Raw genomic sequence first — 23,359 nt, 5'->3', positions numbered from 1 at the left:
CCCCTCAGATCGCAACCAGGCGCACGCTGGCGCCCTCGCCGATGCCCAGGGCTTCGGCGGTTTCCTGGTTCAGGGTGACGGGCTTGCCCGGTACCCAGTCGAGTTCGGCGACAATGGCGCGGAAATCCTGCAGCTGGCCGTTGGTGACCAGGTAGCTGCGGCTCCCATGCCCCGATGCGCCAATGCGCACCGGCACCTGGCGGCTCTGGGCAATGGAGCGGATGTTCGAGGTGCGCGCATGCAGTGCCGGGCCGCCATCGAAGATATCCACGTAGTTCTCGGACTCGAAGCCATCGCGCATCAGGATGTCGAACGTGATCTGCGCACGTGGATGCACCTGCCCCATCGCCTCCTGCGCCTCGTCCGGCAGAAGCGGCACATAGATCGGGTAGTGCGGCATCAGCTCGGCGAGGAAGGTGCGGCTTTTCAGGCCGGACAGCTTTTCGGCCTCGGTGTAGTCGAGGTCGAAGAAGTTGCGCCCGATGGCGTTCCAGAACGGTGACTGGCCCTGATCGTCGCTGTAGCCGACGATCTCCACCACCACCGCATCGGCGAAACGCTCCGGATGGCTGGCCATGAACAGCAGGCGGCCACGGGAGTTGAGCTCGGCGATCGGCGTGTTCACCAGGTCGCGCTCGACGTAGAAGCTGGTCAGCAGGCTGTTGCCGGTGAGGTCGTGGCACAGCGAGAGGACGTGGATCTTGTTGTGGATCTTCAGCTCGCGCGAAGCGTGCACGAAGGTCTCGTTGCGGAAGCTGTAGAACGGCTCGGAGAAACCGGCCGAGGCGACGATGGCCGAGCAGCCGACCAGGCGGCCGGTGTCGGTGTCTTCCAGCACGAAGAAATAGCTCTCTTCACCGTTGAAGCTCACTTCGGCGGCAAACGAGGCCTCCGAGGCAAGGATCTTCTCGCGCAGGCGTTCCGCGTCATCCGGCAGCGACGTGACGCCGACCGGGCTGTCCGCGGCGAGACGCTGCACTTGCTGCAGGTCGGCCACTTGGGCGGGGCGCATCACCAGCATGGCGTCACTCCTCTAACCAGACAAAATTCATGATTGGCAGGCGCGACACGACCCGTGCCGCACTCATCAGGGCATTCGAAAGCACCAGCCGGGACGATCCGGCCGGCTAAACGGCGAGGCGCGGGCCCCGCCGACTCAGCGTAGCCGGGGGATCAGCCGCGGGTCAGCTTGGCGATGGCGCGCTCGAGGCGATCCAGGCCTTCGTCGATGTCGGCGTCCGGGATCACCAGGCTGGGCGCGAAGCGCACCACGTCCGGGCCGGCCTGCAGGACCATCACGCCTTCCTTCTCGGCGGCGTTGAGCACGTCCTTGGCCTTGCCCTTGAAGGCGTCGTTGAGCACCGCGCCGATCAGCATGCCCATGCCGCGCACCTGGGTGAAAATGCCGTACTCGGCGGCGATCTTCTCCAGGCGGACCTTGAAGCGCTCATGCTTGGCCTTCACGCCTTCGAGCACTTCCGGGGTGTTGATCACGTCGAAGGCGGCGCCAGCGACCGCACACGCCAGCGGGTTGCCGCCGTAGGTGGTGCCGTGGGTGCCGACGACCAGGTGCTCGGCGATCTTCGCGGTGGTCAGCATGGCGCCGATCGGGAAGCCGCCGCCCAGGCCCTTGGCGCTGGAGAGGATGTCCGGGTTCACGCCGTAGTACTGGTGGGCATAGAGGTAGCCGATACGACCGAAGCCGCTCTGCACTTCATCGAAGATCAGCAGCGCGTTGTTTTCGTCGCACAGCTTGCGCACGCCTTCCAGGTACGCCTTGTCGGCCGGCAGCACGCCGCTCTCGCCCTGCACCGGCTCGATGATCACGGCGCAGGTCTTGTCGGAGATGGCTGCCTTGAGGGCTTCCAGGTCGTTGAAAGGAATGTGGGTGATGCCTTCGACCTTCGGGCCGAAACCATCGGAGTACTTGGCCTGGCCGCCGACGTTGACGGTGAACAGGGTGCGGCCGTGGAAGCTGTTGACCATCGAGATGATCTCGTACTTCTCGGGGCCGTAGACGTCATGGGCGTAGCGGCGCGCCAGCTTCAGCGCGGCCTCGTTGGCCTCGGCGCCGGAGTTGGCGAAGAACACGCGCTCGGCGAAGGTGGCGTCGATCAGCTTCTTCGCCAGACGCAGGGCCGGCTCGTTGGTGAACACGTTGGAGACGTGCCAGATCTTGCCGGCCTGCTCGGTCAGCGCCTGCATCAGTGCCGGGTGGGTGTGACCCAGGGAACTCACTGCGATGCCGCCGGCAAAGTCCACCAGCTCTCGGCCGCTCTGATCCCAGACTCGGGAACCCTCGCCACGCACCGGAATGAAGGCAGCCGGCGAATAGTTGGGAACCATGACCTGGTCGAAATCGGAGCGTTGGACCTGAGCTTGCGGAGCGGACATCGGTGTTCTCCTGCCTGGTTGAGGCGGCTATCGATGAATGGATTGTAGGGACGAACTGCGGGCCGTCATTGCCGCCATGCGACAACTTGTTATAGCGCCAACCCGCGAATTGCCGAGGCTTACGGAAATGCGACAGAAAGCGTCGGGAAGGCGCAGTGTAAGGCCTGCGAACTGCTGCGGGTACCAACGCGCGTGGAATTTGTTCGCTCGGCGCACCGCGGGGAAAGGAATAAGGCGAGGCCGGCAGGTGGCGGTCGAATTCCTCCCTGGCGCTGAAGTAAGCGCGGAGGAATTCTGCACCGGCCCAATATCGAGGCGAGCGAGGCAACGGGGCTTGGTGCAACTTAACCAGGCAGTGCCGTCGCTTCGCCAAGGCACCGCGGCGGTGCGCGGAACTTAAGCAGTGGCCGCTCAATAAAGCGGTACGTCAGTGCAGCCCCCATGAGCACCCCCGAAAGGGCCACGAAGCTCAGCACCCTTGCGCTCGAATCAAACAACCCAGTTCGCTCGAGCAGAAAGAGCACCGGCATGTGCAACAGGTAGATGCCGTAGGACCAATGGCCAATCGTCTCGAATACCCGGCGTATAGCTTTGCCAGGCCATGCAACGGCGCGTAGCTGTGGCCGAGCATACAAAAGAGCGAAGCCGAGAAACCAGATTCCCAGCAAGGGCAGCAACAGGTAGAGCGTGAATCCATCGACCCGGCCCTGCTCAAACAACCGATCGCCCACCAAGCCTGTACGTGCCAGCACCGCCATCAGCCCCAGGACCAGAACCAGCTTCAATGCAGGACGCCAGCCACTTGCCAGTGGCTTACCGTGGTGCAGCTGCATGGCCGTCAGCGCACCCAGTAGAAAGACTTCAAAGTTATAAAGAAGGTCCTGGTGGGCGAGCCTGTTCCAGTCAGCCCGACTCATCACGACGCCGTTCTGCTCGGGATAACCGGCAAACGATCCGAGACTGAATGCTGCATAGCCAACCATGACGAGAAGCCACGCGCCCAGCGGGGTCAGCCGACGGTACGCAGCGTCGAGCACAAGGAAGAGCCAAGGCGCCAGAAGGAAGAATGCCATTTCAATGGGGAGCGTCCAGTACACATGGTTGAAGACGACGTCCGTCTGCTTGTAGGCACCCGTGAACCAGAACAGCCTGGCCACATCCCAGAGGCGCTCTCGCGGCCCTGGCCAATAGATGGCCACACAGAGCACGATCGACAGGTAATACAACGGGAGCATCCGCAGCGCCCGACTGCGGTAGTAATGCATTACCTCGACGGGTGAGCCGACGTCGTAGCGACGGAGCACGAAACCCTGGGTAATCAAGAAGCCGCTCAGGCAGAAAAACAGCAGCACCGGAATATATCCGAATGGCCGCAATAGCCACTCGACGCCACCCAACCCAGGCACGGAGGCAAGCTCGAAGGGGTAGTGGCGAAAGACTACCGCCATCGCGCAGATGCCGCGCAGTATCAGCAGGTAATCGAAAGAGGATGAGGCGCTCCGGGAAGGCACCAGGTCATTGCTCACGGCGAACCTCGACGTCTCAGCGGCGTCGCAGGTTAGACGAGGAAACTTGCGTCAATCACCGTGCTTGATGACAGACCCTTCTGTTTTGGGGATGGAAACGCACCTAGGTGATTGCGAGAAGATGACGGCGAAGGGTGAATACGAGGGATGCCGAGTACCGCTCTCGAAACGGCGACCGCCAGCATCACCGCAAAAGCGCCGACTCTCCCTCGACCGCCTTCAATGCCTCCGCCCTCTAAACTACGGAAAAAGACCGTTCTCCAAGCCAAGTCTCGACCCAAAAGGTGCTGCTGACTATGGTTACTTCGTCAATGCCATGTGCCACGGGGGAAAGTTTGCCAATCTACCCCAAGTGCTGCTGAGTTATCGTCTGCACGGCCAACAGCAGTCCGGCGATCAAGCACTGAAGGCCATCAGCAGCGGTATTCGCACAAAAGTCCTTAACGAATTTTTCCCAGACCTCAATCAACTGGAAATCGGTCGCGTGGAGCCTTTACTTCGCTGGCTGGCGCCCCCTGCGTTGCCTGCGGCAGAGGTGCAAGCTGGCCTGGATCTGTTGCCACGCCTTCTAGCGACCGAGACGTCCAAGCACGGGGAAAGTCGCGAGCAGCGCGACGGTTTTCTCCAGGCTTGCCAGCGGCGTTCGAGCGAAGGATTAGCACAGTTGAAAGCCAGAGCCTGATCTATGGTCGCGCCTAGCTTGTAAACCGCTTTTCACTAGAAACATAGGCGCCGATGCCACGTCGAGCGACTGGCAAAAATGCGAGAAACTGTGCTCGACGAACTTCATGCTGGCAGCAAGTGCCGCAGGACGTTCGCCCCGTGAACACGCGCAGCCGTTCGCCAGTCGTGCAGTGATCAGCCACGCTCTGTGGAGGCCGGGGCAGCTTCGGCAACACCCTGGCCACGGCGCTGGTTGCGGTCTTCGCGCGGGGTCACGCCGAAGAAGTTGCGGTAGGCGCTGGAGAAGTGCGGGCCGCTGGAGAAGCCGCAGGACAGGCCGATCTGGATGATCGATTTGCTGGTCTGCATGAGCATCTGCCGCGCGCGGTTCAGGCGCAGTTCCAGGTAGTACTGGCTGGGCACGCGGGTCAGGTACTGCTTGAAGATGCGCTCCAGCTGGCGGCGCGAGACGCACACATGCTGGGCGATCTCGTCGGTGGTCAGCGGCTCTTCGATGTTCGCTTCCATCAGCAGCACCGCCTGGGTGAGCTTCGGGTGGCTGGAGCCGAGGCGGTTCTTCAGCGGGATGCGCTGGCGTTCGGAGCCTTCGCGGATGCGCTCCACCACCAGTTCTTCGGAAACCGCGCCAGCCAGTTCCGCGCCATGGTCGCGGGACAGCACGGCCAGCAGCAGGTCGAGCACCGCCATGCCGCCGCAGGCGCTGAGGCGATCGCGATCCCACTCGAACAGGTGGTTGGTGGCGATGACCTTGGGATAACGCTCGGTGAAGTCGTCGTGCCAGCGCCAGTGCACGGCGGCGCGGTAGCCGTCGAGCAGGCCGAGCTGCGCCAGCGGGTAGATGCCGGCGGACAGCGCGCCGATGCTCACGCCACTGCGTGACAGCTGCTTGAGCACGGCGCCCAGCGGCGCGGAGACCGTCTGCGGAATCTCGTCAGCGACCAGGAAGATACGCTGGCACTGTTCCAGCACGCCGTTCCAGGACTGCCCCGGCAGGCGCCAGCCGTCCGCTTCGGCCACCGGTTCGGCGCTCATGAACACGGGTTCGTAGAGCGCTTCAGGGTGCAGCCGGCGGGCGACCCGCAGGGCCTCCTCGGCCAGCGCGAGGGTCAGCGCCCGCGTGTGCGGCCAGAGCAGGAATCCGATGCGTTGTGCGGTCATGCGGTCAGGTCACCTGGCGACTGTAACGGACAGCTTACTTCAAGCTGCCGGAAAGGAACTGCTTGAGGCGTTCCGATTGCGGATTGGCGAGGACTTCCCTCGGGCAGCCCGTCTCTTCCACCAGGCCCTTGTGCAGGAACACCAGCTGGTTGGAAACCTCACGGGCAAAGCCCATCTCGTGGGTCACCACCACCATGGTGCGGCCTTCCTGGGCCAGGTCCTGCATGACCTTCAGCACTTCGCCGACCAGCTCGGGGTCGAGCGCCGAGGTCGGCTCGTCGAACAGCATCACTTCCGGCTCGACCGCCAGCGCACGGGCAATCGCCACGCGCTGTTGCTCGCCGCCGGACATGTGCGCGGGGTAGGCGTCCTTGCGGTGCGCCACGCCGACTTTCGCCAGGTAGTGCTCGGCCTTTTCCAGCGCTTCTTTCTTCGACACGCCGAGCACATGGACCGGCGCTTCGATGACGTTTTCCAGAGCGCTCATGTGCGACCACAGGTTGAAGTGCTGGAACACCATCGACAGGCGCGAGCGCATGCGCTGCAGTTGCTTGGCGTCGGCAGCCTTGAGCGCACCGTCCTTGTTCGGGGTGAGCTTGAGCTCTTCGCCGTTGAGCAGGATCTTGCCGGCGTGGGGCTGCTCCAGCAGGTTGATGCAGCGCAGGAAGGTGCTCTTGCCCGAGCCGGAGGAGCCGATGATGCTGATCACGTCGCCTGCCTTGGCCGCCATGGAGACGCCCTTGAGCACCTCGTGGGTGCCGTAGCGCTTGTGCAGGTCCTGGATTTCAAGTTTGTACATGGTGTCGGTTCTCGAATTCAGTCGTTGATCAGCCGGCCCTTGCGGAACGGCTCACGCCCGGCCACCTTGGCCAGCCAAAGCCCTGGCTGGGCGTAGCGCCCACGCTCGATGGCGAACAGCACGCCGGAGGTCCCGGCGCGTACGGTGCTGACCTGGTCGTTCAGCGGGTCGATCACTTCGAACAGCGCGTCGCCCTTCTCCACCCACTCCCCCGCCTTGCGCAGGAAGCTCACGACACCGACGTGGGGCGCGTAGAGGTATTCGGTGCCTTCGAAGGGCATGCCTTCGCAGCACTCGGCCGGGGCTGCCGGCCAGTCACCGGCGACCAGCCCCTGCTCGGCCAGGAAGCCGAGGATGGCTTCGCAATTGTCCTGCGCCTGGTCGACGCGGGTATCGCCCATACCACCCAGCTCGACGGTGGTCGCCAGGCACGCCAGCGGAATCGCTGCCTGCGGGAAGGCTTGCGCCAGGCGCAGCCAGGGCAGCGAGCAGGATTCATCGAAGGAACTGCCGCCGGAGTCTTCGGCGAGCAGCGCCACGCCAGCCTTCAGGCGCGCGGCCAGGGACTTCCAGCGCGGCCAGTGCTGCGGGATCGCATAGACATGGATGGCGGCGTCGAAGTCGCAGTGCAGGTCGAGTACGACCTCGGCATCACAGGCGTGGCGCAGCAGGATGCGCTGCATGCCCTGCAGCTCGGACGAAGCCGGCGGCAGTGCATCGAGGCCGTCGCGCATGGCCTGGCGGATCAGCTCGACGTTGGCGGCCTCGTCAGCGCCCAACTTTGCGCCGACACGCTCGGCAACCAGAGCGCTCAGCTCGACGAAGTCGCGGTTGAAGTTCTTCCCGCTGCCGAACTCGAAACGGCCCAGATGGCTGGCCTGCAGGGTCTGGCCCAGGCCGATGGGGTTGGCCACCGGCACCAGTTCGACGACGCAGTTGAGTTGCCCGCGCGACTCGAGGTCGGCCAGGCGCTGCTTGAGTTCCCAGGCGGTGCGCATGCCCGGCAGCTCGTCGGCGTGCAGGCTGGACTGGATGTAGACCTTGCGCGGGCCCTTGCCGTAGCGGAACACGCTCAGGCGACGTTCGCTGCCCAGGCTGCTCCACGGCAGCAGATGATCGATACGTTCCACGGTGTATTCCTCAGTGCTTGCGCGGCGCGAGATAGGCCAGCCAGCGGCGCTCGGCCAGCTTGAACAGGCGCACCAGGGTGAAGGTCATGATCAGGTAGAAGATGCCGGCGGTAATGAACGCCTCGAACGGCAGGTAGTACTGCGAGTACACGGTACGCGCGGCGCCGGTGATATCCACCAGGGTGACGATGGACGCCAGGCTGGTGGTCTGCAGCATCATGATCACTTCGTTGCTGTACTGCGGCAGCGCGCGGCGCAGGGCCGAGGGCAGCAGGATGCGCCGGTACATCTTCAGGCGCGACATGCCCATGGCCTTGGCGGCTTCGATCTCGCCATGCGGGGTCGCACGGATGCTGCCGGCAAGGATCTCGGCGGTGTAGGCGCTGGTGTTGATGGCGAATGCAGCGCAGGCGCAGAAGGTGGCGTTGGACAGCAGCGGCCACATCGCGCTTTCACGCACGAACTCGAACTGCGCCAGGCCGTAGTAGATGAGGAACAGCTGCACCAGCATCGGGGTGCCGCGGATCACGTAGGTGTAGAGCCAGGCGGGCAGGTTCACCGCCGGGTTCTTCGAACAGCGCATCAGCGCCAGCGGCACCGCCGCGAGCAGGCCGAAGAACAGCGAGATCGCCAGCAGCTTGAGGGTCACCAGCAGGCCACTGAAGTAGAGTGGCAGGCTGTCCCAGATGACGGAGAAGTCGAAGATCATGATCAGGCTCCCGGTCTCAAAGCTCGGCGACTTTCACGCCGACCGAATAGCGGCGTTCGAGCATGCGCAGCAGCACCAGGGAAACGCTGGTGACCACCAGGTACAGCGCCGCCACGGCGAGGAAATAGGTGAAGGGTTCGCGGGTGGCGTCCGAGGCCTGCTTGGCCTTGAACATCATGTCCTGCAGGCCGACCACGGAGATCAGCGCAGTGGCCTTGACCAGCACCAGCCAGTTGTTGGTGAAGCCCGGAATGGCCAGGCGGATCATCTGCGGCACCTGGATGCGGAAGAACACCTGCAGCGGGCTCATGCCATAGGCGAAGCCGGCCTCGCCCTGCCCTTTCGGGATGGCCATGAAGGCGCCACGGAAGGTCTCGGACAGGTAGGCGCCGAAGATGAAGCCCAGGGTGCCGACGCCGGAGGCGAAGGGGTTGAGGTCGATATAGTCGTCATAGCCGACCATGGGCGCGATCCAGTTCACCACGGCCTGGCCGCCGTAGAAGATCAACAGGATCAGCACGAGGTCCGGTACGCCGCGGATCACGGTGGAATAGAGGTCGCCGCACCAGGCCAGCCACTTCACCGGCGAAAGGCGGATGGCCGCGCCGAGCAGACCCAGCACGATCGCCAGGGCCATCGACAGCAGGGACAGCTGAAGCGTCAGCCAGGCACCATCGACGATGGTGGCTCCATAGCCATTGAGCATAATTTCGTACCTCGTGAAACCGGACGCCGCCCGCAACGACACGGACGCTCAGGGCGAGCGCGACCGCAGGCTCACCCCCAATAAAAAAGTGGCACAAACTTCAGGATCAGGCCTGGGTTTGCGCCACTTCTGGACGTGGATCAGTTCTCGCCGTAGACGTCGAACTTGAAGTACTTGTCCTGTACTTCCTTGTACTTGCCGTTGGCACGGATGCCGGCGATGGCCGCGTTGAATTTCTCGGCCAGGGCGGTATCGCCCTTGCGCACGGCGATGCCGGCGCCACCACCGAAGTACTTCGGATCGTTGTATTCCGGACCTACGAAGGCGTAGCCCTTGCCAGCGTCGGTTTTCAGGAAACCATCGTCGAGGTTGACCGAGTCGGCCATGGTCGCGTCGATGCGGCCGGAGACCAGGTCCATGTTGGCTTCGTTCTGGGAGTTGTAGCGCACCACTTCGATGCCGGCCGGCGCCAGGACGTCGGTGGCGTAGCGGTCATGGGTGGAGGCGCGCAGCACACCGACCTTCTTGCCCTTCAGGTCCGCCAGCGGATCGTTCAGGGTCACGCCTTCCTTCATCACGAAGCGCGCGGGGGTGTGGTAGTACTTGTTGGTGAAGTCGACGGACTTCTTGCGCTCGTCGGTGATGGTCATGGACGAGAGGATGGCGTCGATCTTGCGGACCTTCAGTGCCGGGATCAGGCCGTCGAACTCCTGCTCGACCCAGGTGCACTTGACCTTCATCTCTTCGCACAGGGCGTTGCCGATATCCACGTCGAAACCGGCGAGCTTGCCGTCGGGAGTCTTGAAGGAGAAAGGCGGATAACCGGCTTCGATGCCGATGCGAACCGGCTTGTCGTCAGCGTGGGCAACCAGGGAAAGCGCGGACAGGGCCAGCGCACCGAGAAGTGCAAACTTCTTCATCAGTAACTCCTTCGAGGGTAGGACTTCGATTGGCAGGAGAAAGGGGTTGGCCCAGGCTGCCCGTGCAGAAGTGAAGGTTATTGTTCGTCTGCGCATTGCCGGCGCGATTCTTGTGAAAAGCGCGCCTACCGGGGTGAGCGGCATTCTAGCGACAGCCCCGGAGCGGTTATTTCTTCAATGCGACAAGTAATTATAGAAGCGCCGGAGACAGAGCCCCGGCGGCTTGACGGCGCGGATTTTACGTGATCGGAAAGCGAGTAGTAAAACCCAATTTACCTGCAGAAATTGGGCCACAACTATCCAATCCCAGCTCCTGCGCGGGGTGCGCGATATTGACTCATTCCGCGCAGACAGAAAAGTCGCACCGAAGCTGTGCGAATTGTTTCCTGGCGCCTCATTTTGTCGCAGGGAATTGTTACCGGTGGGCAGTAAGCACACTGCCGGAGCGAGCTTGCTCGCGAACCGGATTGGCTCGGCGTCATGCGTTCGCGAGCAGGCTCGCTCCTACGAAAAACCAGAACGCAGAAAAGAAAAACGCCCCGGCAAGCGGGGCGTTTTTCATCGGCTGGCAGATCAGGCCGCGCGCATGGCCTGGTGCGTGTCGATCAGGTGTTGCACCACGCCCGGGTCGGCCAGGGTGGAGATGTCACCCAGGGTGTCGTACTCGGCCGTGGCGATCTTGCGCAGGATGCGGCGCATGATCTTGCCCGAGCGGGTTTTCGGCAGGCCGGGCGCCCACTGGATCACGTCCGGAGTGGCGATCGGGCCGATTTCCTTGCGCACCCACGCACGCAGTTCCTGGCGCAGTTGCTCGTTGGTTTCCTCACCGGCATTCAGGGTGACGTAGACATAGATGCCCTGCCCTTTGATGTCGTGCGGTACGCCAACCACCGCGGCCTCGGCGACTTTCGGGTGGGCCACCAGGGCGCTCTCGATCTCGGCGGTGCCCATGCGGTGGCCGGAGACATTGAGCACGTCATCCACGCGGCCGGTGATCCAGTAGTAGCCGTCCTCGTCGCGACGGGCGCCGTCGCCGGTGAAGTACATGCCCTTGAAGGTCTTGAAGTAGGTGTCCACGTAGCGGTCGTGGTCGCCGTACAGGGTACGCGCCTGGCCCGGCCAGGAATCGAGGATTACCAGGTTGCCCTCGGTGGCCCCTTCCAGGATGTTGCCCAGGTTATCCACCAGCGCCGGCACCACGCCGAAGAACGGCTTGGCGGCGGAGCCCGGCTTCAGGCCGTGGGCGCCCGGCAGCGGGGTCATCAGGCAGGCGCCGGTCTCGGTCTGCCACCAGGTGTCGACGATCGGGCAGCGCGACTGGCCGACGGTCTCGTAGTACCACTGCCAGGCTTCCGGGTTGATCGGCTCGCCGACCGAACCCAGCAGGCGCAGGCTGGAACCGTCGGCGCCTTCGACCGCGGCCTTGCCCTCGGCCATCATGGCGCGGATGGCGGTCGGTGCGGTGTAGAGGATGTTGACCTTGTGCTTGTCGACGATCTTCGCCACGCGGGAGATGTCCGGGTAGTTCGGCACGCCCTCGAACAGCACGGTGGTCGCACCGTTGGCCAGCGGGCCGTAGACGACGTAGGTGTGGCCGGTGACCCAGCCGATGTCGGCGGTGCACCAGAAGACTTCGCCCGGACGGTAGTCGAACACGCGTTCGTGGGTCAGCGAGGCGTAGACCAGGTAGCCGCCGGTGGTGTGCAGCACGCCCTTGGGTTTGCCGGTGGAGCCGGAGGTGTAGAGGATGAACAGCGGGTCCTCGGCGCCCATTTCCTTCGGTGCGCAGGTGGAACCGGCGACCTTCATCAGGTCCTCGAACCACACGTCGCGGTGCTGGTTCCACTTGATGTTCGAACCGGTGCGCTTGCAGACGATGATCTTCTGCACGCTGTTGGTTTCCGGGTTGGTCAGCGCGTCGTCGACGTTGGCCTTGAGCGGGGTCTTCTTGCCACCGCGCAGGCCTTCGTCCGCGGTGATAACGACTTTGGAGCGACAGTCGATGATGCGGCCGGCCAGGGCTTCGGGGGAGAAGCCGCCGAACACCACGGAGTGGATCGCGCCGATGCGGGCGCAGGCCAGCATGGCGACCACGGCTTCCGGGATCATCGGCATGTAGATGGTCACCACGTCGCCACGGTGCACGTCCTGGCCGCGCAGGGCGTTGGCGAACTTGCAGACCTGCTCGTGCAGCTCGCGGTAGGTGATTTCCTTGTGCTCGGAAGGATCGTCGCCTTCCCAGATGATGGCGAGCTGGTCGCCGCGCTCGGCCAGGTGACGGTCGAGACAGTTGTAGGAGAGGTTCAGGGTGCCGTCGGCAAACCACTTGATGTCCACGTGGTGGTCATCGAATGAGGTCTGCTTGACCTTGGTGAACGGCTTGATCCAGTCGATGCGCTGGGCCTGTTCGCGCCAGAAGCCGTCGGGGTTGACCACCGACTGCTGGTACAGCTTCTTGTAGGTGGCCTCGTCGGTCAGAGTGGTCGCGGCCACTTCGGGACGCACGGGGTACACGGATGCCGCTGTCATGGCGTTTTACCTCGGTGAAGAGTGTTGTTTTTGTTGCCCTAAGTTGTAACGGCGACACCCTTCCCCGGGCCATTCGACCATGGTCTTACCAATCCTTAGTCGTAGTGATGGGCCCCATCAGCCTTACTGCCATGGGGCCGCGACAACCTGTCACATGCCCAGCGCGTGCGGCAGCGCCAGCGAGATGTAGGGCACGTAGGTCACCAGGATCAGGAACAGCAGCAGGATCATCAGCCACGGCAACGCCGCACGGATGGTCGAGCCCAGCGGCAGGCCGGTGACCGCTGAGGTGACGAACAGGTTGAGCCCTACCGGCGGGTGCACCAGGCCGATCTCCATGTTCACCACCATGACGATCCCCAGGTGGATCGGGTCGATCCCCAGGCGTATGGCGATGGGGAAGAAGATCGGCGCCAGGATCAGCACGATGGCCGAGGGCTCCATGAAGCTGCCGGCCACCAGCAGCACCACGTTGACCATCAGCAGGAAGCCGATCGGCGTCAGCCCTTCCTGCATCACCCACTCGGTGATCTGCTGGGGAATCTGCTCGGTGGTCAGCACGTGGGCGAAGAGCATGGCGTTGGCGATGATGAACATCAGCATGATGCTCAGCCGCCCCGACTCCACCAGCACCTTGGGGCAATCGCGCAGGCTCATGTCCTTGTAGACGAACAGCGCGACGAAGGCCGAGTAGACCGCCGCCACCGCCGCCGCCTCGGTGGGCGTGAACAGTCCGGAGTAGATGCCGCCGAGGATGATCACCAGCAGCAACAACCCCCAACCGGCGCGGCGTGCGGCGGACAGCCACTCGCGCAGGCTGGCGCGCGGCTGTGCCGGGAGATTCTTCACCCGCGCGACGATGTAGATCACCACCATCAGGATCACGCCCAGCAGCAGGCCCGGCACCACGCCGGCGACGAACAGCTTGCCCACCGAGGTCTCGGTGGCGGCCGAATACACCACCATGACAATCGACGGCGGAATCAGGATGCCCAGGGTGCCGGCGTTGCAGATGATCCCGGCACCGAACTCCCGCGGGTAGCCCGAACGCACCATGCCGGCCACGGCAATCGACCCCACCGCCGCCACCGTTGCCGGCGACGAACCCGACAGCGCAGCGAACAGCATGCACGCCAGCACCGCGGCAATCGCCAGGCCGCCACGGATGTGGCCGACGCAGGCGTTGGCGAAGTCGATCAGCCGGCGGGCCACGCCGCCGGTGGTCATGAACGCGCCGGAGAGCAGGAAGAACGGAATCGCCAGCAGCGTGTAGGCCTCGGAGGTCTCGAACAGCTTGATCGCCAGCGAGCGCACCGAGTCCGGGCTGAACAGCAGGATCGTCAGTGCGCCGGAAAGCCCCAGGGAAATGGCGATGGGCACGCCGATGAACATGAAGACGAACAGCAGGAGGAACAGCATCATCACGGTCATGGACGATTCTCCGCGGCTTCTTCGCCAGCCAGTTTCGAGGCCTCCGCGGCCTCGTCGGCAAGGCCCAGGCCGAGCTGGCGGCCGCGCAACAGGTTGACGAGGATTTCCAGGTAACGCAGGAGCACCAGGCCAAAGCCGATGGGCACGATCACCGCGATATAGGCCTGGAGGATGCCGAAGTGGTCGAGGTCTTCGGCGCCGATGCCGGCGATGAACAACGTCTTCACCCAGTCGAAGCTGGCGACCATGAACAACCCGGCGTAGCCCAGGCAGCAGAGGCAGGCGAGCACACTGATGCAGCGTTGCACCGGGCGCGGCGCCAGCTTCACCAGCGCGTCCACGCCCAGGTGGCCGGCAGTGCGCACGCCGTAGGCGATGCCGAAGAAGATCAGCCAGCCGAACAGCGCCTTGGTCAGCGCGTTGCTCCAGGACATGTCCTGGGCGACGCCGAGGATCGCGTCGCCAATGGCGTAGAACGGCACCTGCAGCGAAGGCAGGCGATCACCCAGGTCATAGAACAGGGTGAAGACGTTGGTCATCACCACGTAGACGAAAGTCACCAGCGTCATCGCCGCCAGCAGGAAGGCGATGGCACCCTCCTCGAAGTGGTTCCAGACGCGCACGAGTCGATTCATACAAGGCACTCCACAAAGCCCCGCCAACCGGCGGGGCCGGACGGATCAATGGGGGCGGTTGGAGGCTTCGGCGGCCTGGAGGAAGTCGGCGCCAACGTTGTCGCGGAATTTCTGCCACACCGGCTGCATCGCCTCGCGCCAGTCGGCGTGCTGCTGCGCGGTGAGCGGGTGGATCTCACTGCCGCCGCTGGCGAGGATGCGCTGGCGGGCGTCACGGTTCAGGCGCTCGGCTTCCAGGTTCACCTGCACGGTGACCTCGGCCATGATCTTCTGCAGCTCGTCGCGGATGTCCGGCGGCAGGCCGTTCCAGAACGTCGCGTTGGTGATCACCATGTAGTCCACCAGCCCGTGGTTGGACTCGGTGAAGTACTTCTGCACCTCGTTGACCTTCTGGCTCTCGTAGTTCGACCAGGTGTTCTCGGTGCCATTCACCACGCCGGTCTGCAGGCCCTGGTAGACCTCGGCGAAGGACATCTTGCGGGAGATCGCGCGCAGCGTGCGGAACTGCTCGTTGAGCACGTCCGAGGCCTGCACGCGGAACTTCAGCCCCCGCGCATCGCCCGGCTCCAGCAGCAGGCGGTTGGCCGACAGCTGTTTCATCCCGTTGTGCCAGTAGGCCAGGCCGAGGATGCCCTTGCCCTGCATGCTGGTCAGCAGGCTCTGGCCCTGCGGACTGCGCTGGAAGGTGTCGACGGCCTGGATGTCGTCGAAGAGAAATGGCAGGTCGAAGATCTGCACCTTCTTGGTGTACTGCTCGAACTTGGCCAGGGACGGCGCGAGCATCTGCACGTCGCCCAGCAGCAGCGCCTCCATCTCCTTGCCGTCGCCGAACAGCGAGGAGTTCGGGTAGACCTCCACGCGCACCCGGCCGGGCAGGCGCTCTTCGGCCAGGTGCTTGAACATCAGCGCGCCCTGCCCCTTGGGCGTGTTCTCCGCGACCACGTGGGCGAACTTGATCACTATGGGTTCATGAACAGTCGGTTCAGTGGCAGCCTGCGGTTCATCGGCAGCCTGTATGACAGAAGCGCAGGCCAACGCCAGGACGGCGAGCAACGCCCGCCCCGTCGATCCAAACATCGATCCAAACATCGCGTCACCCTCAATTTGTTCTTGTGCTTGCGAGGTGAGCCTGGCGGCAGGCTCGCAGGGAGACTGACGCAAATGTTGGCGTTCGGAGAATTCATCTTTTCCCAAAGCGGCGTTCGACACAGCGGAACGCAAGGTGCGAAAAGACGCGCCCGGCGAAGGCCGGGCGCGGAGCGGTTCAGAAGCTCAAGGCTGCGGAATGGCGCGTCAGCCGGGTACCTGCGTACGGTGCTCGAGCATCATCCGCTCGTGTTCTTCGAGCATGCCGGGCACACAGTCACGGAGAAATTCCACCCAGGTACGAATTTTCGCGTCGAGGTACTGGCGCGACGGGTACAGCGCATAGACGTTGAGGTGGAACAGGCTGTAGTCGGGCAGCACGCGCACCAGGCTGCCGTCCTTCAGCCCCTGCACGGCGGAGTACACCGGCAGCGCACCGATACCCATGCCGGCGCGCACTGCCTCGGTCATGGCGTCGGCGGTGTTGACCTGGAAATGGGTCTGGTTGATGCCGACCATTTCCTGGCCGTCGGGGCCGTCGAACAGCCACTTGTCCAGGGACATCACCGAGTTGACCAGGCGCAGGCAGCGGTGATCGGTCAGCTCCGCGAGCTTCTTCGGCATGCCGTGGCGCGCCACATACTCGGGCGAGGCGCAAAGCACGCTGTAGGTCTTGCCGATGCGCTTGGAGACAAAGCCCGAGTCCGGCAGCTCCTGGGCGATGACCACGGAGATGTCGTAGCCCTCGTCGAGGATGTCGGTGATGCGGTTGGCCAGGGTCAGGTCGAAGGTGACCTCGGGGTAGATCTCGCAGTACTGCGAGATCGCACGAATCAGGTAGTGCTGGCCGATGCCGGTCATGGCATGCACCTTCACCTTGCCGTGGGGCCGGGCGTGGGCGTCGCCGGCCTCGGCCTCGGCCTCCTCGATATAGCCGAGGATCTGCTGGCAGCGCTGCAGGTAGCGCTGGCCGGCTTCGGTGAGGGCGATTCGGCGGGTAGTGCGGTGCAGCAGGCGGGTACGCAGGTGCGCTTCGAGTTTGGCCACCGTCCGCGAGACGTAGGCGGTGGTGAGGTCCATGCGCTGGGCGGCGGCGGTGAAGCTGCCGGTCTCGGCGACACAGACGAAAGCACGCATGTTGTGCAGCAGGTCCATCATTTCTCCTGAGAGCCTGTCCACGCCACGGCGGGCGGCCTCTGCAACGGCGCTCGAACGAGCAACGCCTTGTTACAGATTCATGACAGGCGGCGAATTGTCGCATACCTGTCGCGACGGGATTATTGTCCTTTCAGGCAACAATAATTCATCCAACCGTCAGCTTATCCTGCCCCCCGGCGCACTTCTAGAATCGCCCTCCCCAACGCGGCCCGCCGCGACACCCCAGGATTCGCACCCGTGCTCCGCCTTTCGTGCAACGTGCTGCCACCCCTTCGCTCTGCCATCCAACTACAGGGTTATCAAAACCCGACCCAGCCCGACCACCGCCTGCCGAGATAAGCCCGATGAGCAGTCTGTCCGTGCGCCTGCCCAAGGCCGCCGCGGTGCGTTTCGCCCTGTCCGACTGGGCGCACACCGATGGCGTCACCTGGATGTTCATCCTCAAGACGCTGATCACCGCCTTCACGGCGTTGTGGCTGGCCTACCGCCTGGAACTGCCGCAGCCCAATACCGTGCTGGTGAGCGCCTTCATCGTGCTGCAGCCGCAGAGCGGCCAGGTGCTGGCAAAGAGTTTCTACCGCATCCTCGGCACGCTGGCCGGGCTCACGGTGATGGTCACCTTCATCGCGCTGTTCGCCCAGGAGCGTGTGCTGTTCCTGCTCTGCGTGGCGATCTGGGTCGGCCTGTGCACCGCCGGTGCGGCACGCTATCGCGACTTCCGCGCCTATGCCTGCCTGCTGGCCGGCTACACCGCCGTGATGATCGGCATTCCCGCCACGCTGCACCCCGAAGGCGCCTTCATGCAGGCGCTGTGGCGGGTGATCGAGATCACCCTGGGGATTCTCTGCACTGGCGTGGTCAGCGCCATCGTCCTGCCGCAGACCAGCACTGCCGCCCTGCGCAATGCGCTGAACACCCGCTTCGGCGACTTCGCCGGCCTCGCCAGCGCGGGCCTCAACGGCACGCTGGAGCGCGAGCGCTTCGAGCAGGCCAGCGCGCGCATCGCCGCCGAAGTGGTGGGCCTGGAAAGCCTGCGCAACGTCACCGCCTTCGAAGACCCGCACATGCGCCTGCGCAGTGGCCGCCTGGCGCGGCTGAACAGCGAGTTCATGCAACTGACCACGCGCTTCCACGCCCTGCAGCGCCTGCTCGACCGCCTGCGCGAACGCCAGGCCAGCAACGTGCTGGAAGTGCTGATGCCGTGCCTGATCGACGTCAGCGAGCTGCTTGCGAGCTGGCACGGCCGGCCACTCAGCGAAGCGGACGCCGAGCGCCTGAGCGTGCAGCTGGAACTGTGCAAGCACCACCTGATGCCACGCATCCGCGAAGCCCGCGCCAACCTCGGCCACACCTGCCCGCGGGAAGCCGACCAACTGGATTTCGAGACCGCCGCCGAGCTGCTCTTCCGCTTCGTCGACGACATGCACAACTACGCGCAGACCCACGCCTCGCTCGCCGCACACAAGCACGAGCGCGAGCAGTGGAAGGAGCGCTTCACGCCCAAGGCGAATGCGCTTGCCGCCGCCGTCGCGGGCTTCCGCTGCGCACTGCTGGTGATAGTCGGTGGTGTGTTCTGGATCGAGACCTCCTGGCTCAGCGGCGCCACCTTCGCGCTGACCTCGGTACTGATCGCCGCGCTCTCCTCCGCTTCGCCCAATCCCAAGCGCCTGTCGCTGCAACTGACCCTCGGCACCCTGCTCGGCGCGACGCTGGGCTTCATCCTGACCTTCCGCGTGCTGCCGCACATCGACGGCTTCCCGCTGCTGTGCTTCGTACTCGCGCCGGTGTTCGCCCTCGGTGCCTTCCTGATCACCCGGCCGAAGTGGAGCGGCTACGGCGTCGGCCTGCTGGTGTGGTTCTGCATCGCCTCGTTGCCGGCGAACCTGGCGCGCTACGACGCCTACACCTTCATCAACGAATACCTGGCGATGCTGCTGTCCATGGGCATGGCCGTGGTCGCGGCGATCGTCATCCTGCCGCCGAACCGACCCTGGTTGTGGGAGCGCCTGGAAGCCGAGTTGCGCCTGCGCGTGGTGCGGGTGATCAGCGATCCACTGAAGGGTCTGTCGTCGAATTTCGAAAGCGGCACCCGTGACCTGCTGAACCAGGCCTATGGGTTATCCACAGGCCGTCCGGACGTGCAGCGCCGGTTGCTGCGCTGGACCTTCCAGGTGCAGGAGATCGGCCTGTCGATCATCGAGCTGCGCCGCGAGCAGGCCGCCCTGCCGAAGGAGCCCTGGTACGCCGAGCGCATGCCCTGGCGCCGGGCCATCCGCGCGCTGGGCCGCGCGCTGATCCGCCTGTTCATCCAGCCCAGCGAGAGCAACCGCCAGCGCGCGCTGGCCGCCGTGGAGCACGCCATCCACGCAACCCGCAACACCGATGACCGGCGCCCGCCGCACTTCGACTCCTCGCCCCTGCGCCGGGTGTGCAGCTACCTGCACTTCATCCGCACCTCGCTGCTCGATCCGCAGTCGCCGCTGCGCGATTGAGCGGGGCGGGTTCGCGAGCAAGCTCGCTCCTACACAAAAGCCGACGCCCACCTGTAGGAGCGAGCTTGCTCGCGAACCACACGGCACGGCACAGCATCTGATCGCTGCGTGGGAGCGGACTCCGTCCGCGATTGGCTTCCGGCGCGCCACGAATCGATCGCGGGCGGAGCCCGCTCCCACGCCATCCGCAACCGCATCGCAAATCGACCCAACCTGCGACCACCCGCCGCGGAACAACCCCTGCAACCCGCGTCGATCCTGGATTGTTGCCTCTGAGTACGAAGTCTTGTTGGCGCCTGGATATATGACTCAGGTCAGGCAAATCCTATTATTTCCGTGCTGTTACAGCGCGCGCCGCAACACCACCCAAGACCCGTAATCATCCCCAACGATTCCCGACGCAGCCATCCGCTGAACGTCACGGACCCGTCACGTCCGGACACCGGGAACAAGGCAGGTAAATTCATGAAAGCTGTAGTCATCCTGGCCATGCTGGGCTTCTCTTCGCTCGCCCTGGCCGAGCAGGTGAACGCCGCCGACCAGGCGCCAAGCGCGGCCGTGGAGCAGTACACCTACGACATGAAACTGGACGTCGCCCACGTGATCTCGACCACCGACGTGTCCAACGAGTGCGGCATCGTGCCGGCGCGCATGACCTACGAAGATACCCAGGGTCAGCGCCACACCGTCGAATACCAGGTGTGGGGCAACGGCTGCTCCGGCGGCTAAGCGACTTGTGCGGTTGCGCCGAGGCCCACGCAGCCCCGGCGCAACGGCCAGCCCTCTTTACGGCTGCAGGGCCGCCTTCGCAATGTTGCGACTGTGTGCGCCGAAATGCCGGATCAATTGCAGAATCTGCTCATCCAACGCCTCATCGTGCCGGAACGGCTCCGGTGAGTTCCCCGCGCTGAAATCCCCCGCCGGCGCCTTCTCGTTTTCCAGCCAATGGCCGATCGCCTCATCGAACGCCGCTGCATGGGCATGGGATTCGCTCGCTACCACCTCACGCAGATACTCCGTCGAGTACGGTGGATAAGTGCCGTCGGTACTGACATCCGCATAGGCCGCCAGCAATGGCGACTGCCCGCCCAGGCGCAGCGTCTCGCGCAGCCAGTCCACCTGATACCGCTCCACCCCCGTATGCCGGTCCGCCACACGCTGGATCGCCGCCTGCTTGTCGGCATCGAAACCGGCGATGGACTTGCCCGCCGTCCACAGCATGCTGGTGGTGGTCTCACCCGGCAGCGGCGTCGAGTGGTAAGGCTGGGTCATGTCCTGGATGTAGTGCATCGCCCAGCCAAGGAAACGGTAGCCCCAGTAAGGATGGCCCTTCTCGAAGGCGAAGCGCGCCAGGCCGTAGAACTGGTAGGCGCGCCATTCCGGCCAGTTGCGCTCCAGGTACGGCGCGCCGGTGAAGATGATCGCGTCCTCGTGGTAGAAGCCCATGTGGAACGGCGCCTGGGAGCTGAACTCGTAGCGCGGGTCGCCGAACGGCTGGGTGCCGAAGCCGTAGCGCTGGCCGGCTTGGCCGGGGTTGTCGCTGAACAGGTTGATGTCGTGGCCGAAGTCCGGCTCGTCGGCGGCGCTGGCCAGCACGTCGATGGCCGGAATCTTCTCGCCAGCCTGCAACTGGACGAAACGCCACTGGTTCCAGCCAGACAGGTTGCGGAACACCAGCACCTCGGCCGGCTGCAACGCCACATGATTCGGCAACTCACCACCAGGCGGAGGCTGCACGGCGGTGGCCAGCTTGATCTCGGGATTCAGGCGCAGCGCCATGAGGAAGGCCTGGCGCAGGTCGTCGCGGCCGTCTTCGGTCAGGCGCAGATCGTCCGGGCGCGGCGGGTACTGGCGGAAGTGCTCGCGGGCATAGGCCTCCTGCTCGTCCAGCAGTTGCACCAGGCCGGCGCGCTGCTGGCTGACGAAGCTTTCCAGCGGCTCGACCTCGACTTCCGGTGCCTGGGCGACCGCGGGCAATTGTTGCAGGGCGATATAGCTGCCCAAGGTGTGATTGGACCAGGCCCAGAGGCTTTGCGGCAGGGCCAGCAGGCCGGCCAGCAGGCAGGTGGAAAGTCGCTTCATCGGCTCTTCGCTCTTATTGGCAGTGCAAATCGGAAAATTCCCACGCAGCCTAACAATCCGAAGCCCCGCCGGCACTGTCGAAGCTTGCCAGCGCGTGTCACCGATAACGCCACGGCTGACGATCATCAATGGCACGAACCCTCCCAGCCACTACACTTGCCCGGCATGGAAAGGCACCGGTTGCGCGCGCGTGCCGGCCACTCGAAATAAGGGCGTCCCCATGCTGCAGTCCGTTTCACCCAAGCAAGACCTTCCCCTCAAGCCCGATCCAGCCGAACCCCGCAGCGGCGTCCTCGCCCCCTTCAGCATCGCCGCGTTCCGCATCATCTGGATCTGCAACCTGTTCGCCAACCTGGGCACCTGGGCGCAATCGGTCGCCGCCGCCTGGGTCGTCACCGAGGCCCATGCCAGCCCGCTGATGGTGGCGATGATCCAGGTCGCCTCGGCGCTGCCGCTGGTACTGCTGTCGATCATGTCCGGCGTGCTGGCCGACAACCACGACCGCCGAAAGATCATGCTGGTCGGCCTGACGGTGGAGCTCTCCGGCGCCGCGCTGGTGACGGTGCTGGCGTTCATGGGCTACCTCGACCCGCTGATGCTGATCGTGTCGATCCTCTGGCTGTCGCTGGGCAGCTCGATCACCATCCCCGCCTGGCAGGCGGCGGTGAACGAGCAGGTACCGCCGCGCATGCTCGGCGATGCAGTGCTGCTCAACAGCGTCAACTACAACGTCGCCCGCGCCGTCGGCCCGGCCATCGGCGGCCTGCTGCTGTCAGCCACCGGGGCCTCCTGGGTATTCCTGTTCAACTGCATCTGCTACGCCGCACTTATCTGGGCGATCTGGCAATGGCGCCGCGACGTGCCCAAGCGCACCCTGCCGCCGGAGCACATCTTCGAAGGCGTGATCGCCGCGCTGCGCTTCACCCAGTACTCCAGCGTCACCCGCCTGGTGATGCTGCGTTCAGCCGTCTTCGGCCTGTCAGCCAGTGCAGTCTGGGCGTTGCTGCCACTACTGGCGCATCGCAACCCGGACGGCAGCGCCTCGGTGTACGGCTACATGCTCGGCGCCCTGGGCCTGGGCGCCATCGTCGCCAGTACCATGGTAAGCAAGGCGCGGCAGTGGCTGGGCAGCAGCCGGTTGATCAGCTTCGCCGCCGCCACGCTTGCCGTGGTCATGCTGATCCTCGGCTGGGTCGACAATCTCTGGGTGATCTTCCCCGCACTGGTGCTGGGCGGCGCCTGCTGGATCGCGGCGGTGGCCACCTACAACTCCGCCGTGCAGATCCTCGTGCCCGACTGGGTCAAGGCCCGCGCCCTGGCGCTGTACCAGACCGCGATCTACGGCGGACTGGCAGCAGGCTCCTTCCTCTGGGGGCATTTCGCCGAAACCATGGGTGTGCAGGGCGCGCTGATTGCCGCCGGCTGCCTGCTGCTGGTCTCGGTGGCGCTGCTCTACAACTCTCGGCTGCCGGAACTCGATTCGACCAGCATTGCCCGCGCACCGAGCGGCGTGCCGGGACAGCCGACCTTCGTGTTCAACCCCGAGCGCGGCTCGGTACTGGTCTCCATCGAGTACCACATCCCCGCCGAGCGCACCCGCGACTTCGTCCGTTCCGCCAAACCGCTACGCCGCCTGCGCCTGCGCAACGGCGCGGAACGCTGGGCACTGTACCGCGACGTGAGCAACCCGGAGGTCTGGCAGGAACTGTTCCTGGTGGACAACTGGATCGGCCACCTGCGCATGCTCGACCGCCTCACCCTGGAGGACAAGACCATCATCGACAACGTCACCAGCCTGCACGTGGGTGACGCGCCGCCGGTGATCCGCCACGGGGTGAGCTATGAATCGGGCAGCTACGAGGCGCCGCCGGAGACGCTGGGCTAGCAGCGCACAAACAAAAACGCCTCCCCGGTCAAGGG

The 23,359-nt window shown here is 64.5% G+C and carries 19 protein-coding genes; 4 read left to right on the top strand and 15 right to left on the bottom strand.

Annotated elements, in window-relative coordinates; translation table 11 throughout:
• Nucleotides 1-4: 4 nt before the first annotated feature.
• From aruF to UB43_RS09080, 3 genes are all read right to left on the bottom strand, one after another.
• Nucleotides 5-1,021: an arginine/ornithine succinyltransferase subunit alpha gene (gene aruF / locus UB43_RS09090; protein ID WP_045210110.1), complete on the bottom strand. Its 1,017-nt coding sequence runs from the start codon at nucleotides 1,019-1,021 to the stop codon at nucleotides 5-7.
• A gap of 152 nt (nucleotides 1,022-1,173) precedes the next feature.
• The gene (locus UB43_RS09085) at nucleotides 1,174-2,394 is read right to left on the bottom strand and encodes an aspartate aminotransferase family protein (protein ID WP_045210109.1); all 1,221 of its coding nucleotides are present in this window, start codon (nucleotides 2,392-2,394) and stop codon (nucleotides 1,174-1,176) included.
• A 344-nt stretch (nucleotides 2,395-2,738) separates the two neighbouring features.
• The gene (locus UB43_RS09080) at nucleotides 2,739-3,920 is read right to left on the bottom strand and encodes an acyltransferase (protein WP_045210108.1); all 1,182 of its coding nucleotides are present in this window, start codon (nucleotides 3,918-3,920) and stop codon (nucleotides 2,739-2,741) included.
• Nucleotides 3,921-4,011: 91 nt separating this feature from the next.
• Here UB43_RS09080 and UB43_RS29555 point away from each other — a divergent pair, with 91 nt between their 5' ends.
• Nucleotides 4,012-4,602: a hypothetical protein gene (locus UB43_RS29555; RefSeq protein WP_177329782.1), complete on the top strand. Its 591-nt coding sequence runs from the start codon at nucleotides 4,012-4,014 to the stop codon at nucleotides 4,600-4,602.
• Nucleotides 4,603-4,778: 176 nt separating this feature from the next.
• Here UB43_RS29555 and argR read toward each other — a convergent pair whose 3' ends face one another.
• The 11 genes from argR to UB43_RS09025 all read right to left on the bottom strand — a co-directional run bounded on the left by argR (nucleotide 4,779) and on the right by UB43_RS09025 (nucleotide 16,862).
• Nucleotides 4,779-5,762 (bottom strand): transcriptional regulator ArgR, encoded by a 984-nt coding sequence (argR, locus tag UB43_RS09075; RefSeq protein WP_045210107.1) that lies wholly within the window; start codon nucleotides 5,760-5,762, stop codon nucleotides 4,779-4,781.
• Between the two features lie 34 nt (nucleotides 5,763-5,796).
• Complete coding sequence (gene aotP / locus UB43_RS09070) at nucleotides 5,797-6,561, bottom strand: arginine/ornithine transport ATP-binding protein AotP (RefSeq protein ID WP_024766334.1); 765 nt, start codon at nucleotides 6,559-6,561, stop codon at nucleotides 5,797-5,799.
• Nucleotides 6,562-6,578: 17 nt separating this feature from the next.
• A complete protein-coding gene (locus tag UB43_RS09065) occupies nucleotides 6,579-7,691 on the bottom strand; it encodes a succinylglutamate desuccinylase/aspartoacylase family protein (RefSeq protein ID WP_045210106.1) in 1,113 nt (370 codons plus the stop codon).
• Nucleotides 7,692-7,701: 10 nt separating this feature from the next.
• Entirely contained in the window at nucleotides 7,702-8,400 is a 699-nt protein-coding gene (locus tag UB43_RS09060) for an ABC transporter permease (protein ID WP_045210105.1), read from the bottom strand.
• A 16-nt stretch (nucleotides 8,401-8,416) separates the two neighbouring features.
• The gene (locus tag UB43_RS09055; protein ID WP_045210104.1) at nucleotides 8,417-9,106 is read right to left on the bottom strand and encodes an ABC transporter permease; all 690 of its coding nucleotides are present in this window, start codon (nucleotides 9,104-9,106) and stop codon (nucleotides 8,417-8,419) included.
• A 140-nt stretch (nucleotides 9,107-9,246) separates the two neighbouring features.
• Entirely contained in the window at nucleotides 9,247-10,026 is a 780-nt protein-coding gene (locus UB43_RS09050; RefSeq protein WP_045210103.1) for an ABC transporter substrate-binding protein, read from the bottom strand.
• A gap of 573 nt (nucleotides 10,027-10,599) precedes the next feature.
• Nucleotides 10,600-12,555 carry an acetate--CoA ligase gene (gene acs, locus UB43_RS09045; RefSeq protein ID WP_045210102.1) on the bottom strand — a complete coding sequence of 652 codons (1,956 nt, stop codon included), beginning with the start codon at nucleotides 12,553-12,555 and terminating at the stop codon, nucleotides 10,600-10,602.
• Nucleotides 12,556-12,705: 150 nt separating this feature from the next.
• On the bottom strand, nucleotides 12,706-13,986 hold the full coding sequence (dctM, locus tag UB43_RS09040) for a C4-dicarboxylate TRAP transporter large permease protein DctM (RefSeq protein ID WP_045210101.1): 1,281 nt from the start codon (nucleotides 13,984-13,986) through the stop codon (nucleotides 12,706-12,708).
• Nucleotides 13,983-14,621, bottom strand: coding sequence for a TRAP transporter small permease (locus tag UB43_RS09035; RefSeq protein ID WP_045210100.1), 639 nt, complete (start codon nucleotides 14,619-14,621; stop codon nucleotides 13,983-13,985). The genes dctM and UB43_RS09035 overlap by 4 nt, the downstream gene beginning before the upstream one ends.
• 45 nt (nucleotides 14,622-14,666) lie before the next feature.
• Nucleotides 14,667-15,698, bottom strand: coding sequence for a TRAP transporter substrate-binding protein (locus UB43_RS09030; protein ID WP_045210099.1), 1,032 nt, complete (start codon nucleotides 15,696-15,698; stop codon nucleotides 14,667-14,669).
• Nucleotides 15,699-15,914: 216 nt separating this feature from the next.
• On the bottom strand, nucleotides 15,915-16,862 hold the full coding sequence (locus tag UB43_RS09025; RefSeq protein WP_045210098.1) for a LysR family transcriptional regulator: 948 nt from the start codon (nucleotides 16,860-16,862) through the stop codon (nucleotides 15,915-15,917).
• Between the two features lie 347 nt (nucleotides 16,863-17,209).
• Here UB43_RS09025 and UB43_RS09020 point away from each other — a divergent pair, with 347 nt between their 5' ends.
• Nucleotides 17,210-19,357, top strand: coding sequence for an FUSC family protein (locus UB43_RS09020; RefSeq protein ID WP_045210097.1), 2,148 nt, complete (start codon nucleotides 17,210-17,212; stop codon nucleotides 19,355-19,357).
• A 465-nt stretch (nucleotides 19,358-19,822) separates the two neighbouring features.
• Nucleotides 19,823-20,086 (top strand): DUF2790 domain-containing protein, encoded by a 264-nt coding sequence (locus tag UB43_RS09015; RefSeq protein ID WP_024766324.1) that lies wholly within the window; start codon nucleotides 19,823-19,825, stop codon nucleotides 20,084-20,086.
• Nucleotides 20,087-20,143: 57 nt separating this feature from the next.
• On the opposite strand, the gene UB43_RS09010 is transcribed toward UB43_RS09015, so the two are convergent.
• On the bottom strand, nucleotides 20,144-21,439 hold the full coding sequence (locus tag UB43_RS09010) for a phospholipase (protein ID WP_045210096.1): 1,296 nt from the start codon (nucleotides 21,437-21,439) through the stop codon (nucleotides 20,144-20,146).
• Between the two features lie 220 nt (nucleotides 21,440-21,659).
• Here UB43_RS09010 and UB43_RS09005 point away from each other — a divergent pair, with 220 nt between their 5' ends.
• Nucleotides 21,660-23,324 carry an MFS transporter gene (locus UB43_RS09005; RefSeq protein WP_045210095.1) on the top strand — a complete coding sequence of 555 codons (1,665 nt, stop codon included), beginning with the start codon at nucleotides 21,660-21,662 and terminating at the stop codon, nucleotides 23,322-23,324.
• Nucleotides 23,325-23,359: the final 35 nt, after the last annotated feature.

It is taken from the genome of Pseudomonas sp. 21 (genome assembly GCF_000955805.1).
In the GTDB taxonomy this organism is placed as follows: domain Bacteria; phylum Pseudomonadota; class Gammaproteobacteria; order Pseudomonadales; family Pseudomonadaceae; genus Pseudomonas.
This window is presented reverse-complemented; position numbering and strand designations above follow the sequence as displayed.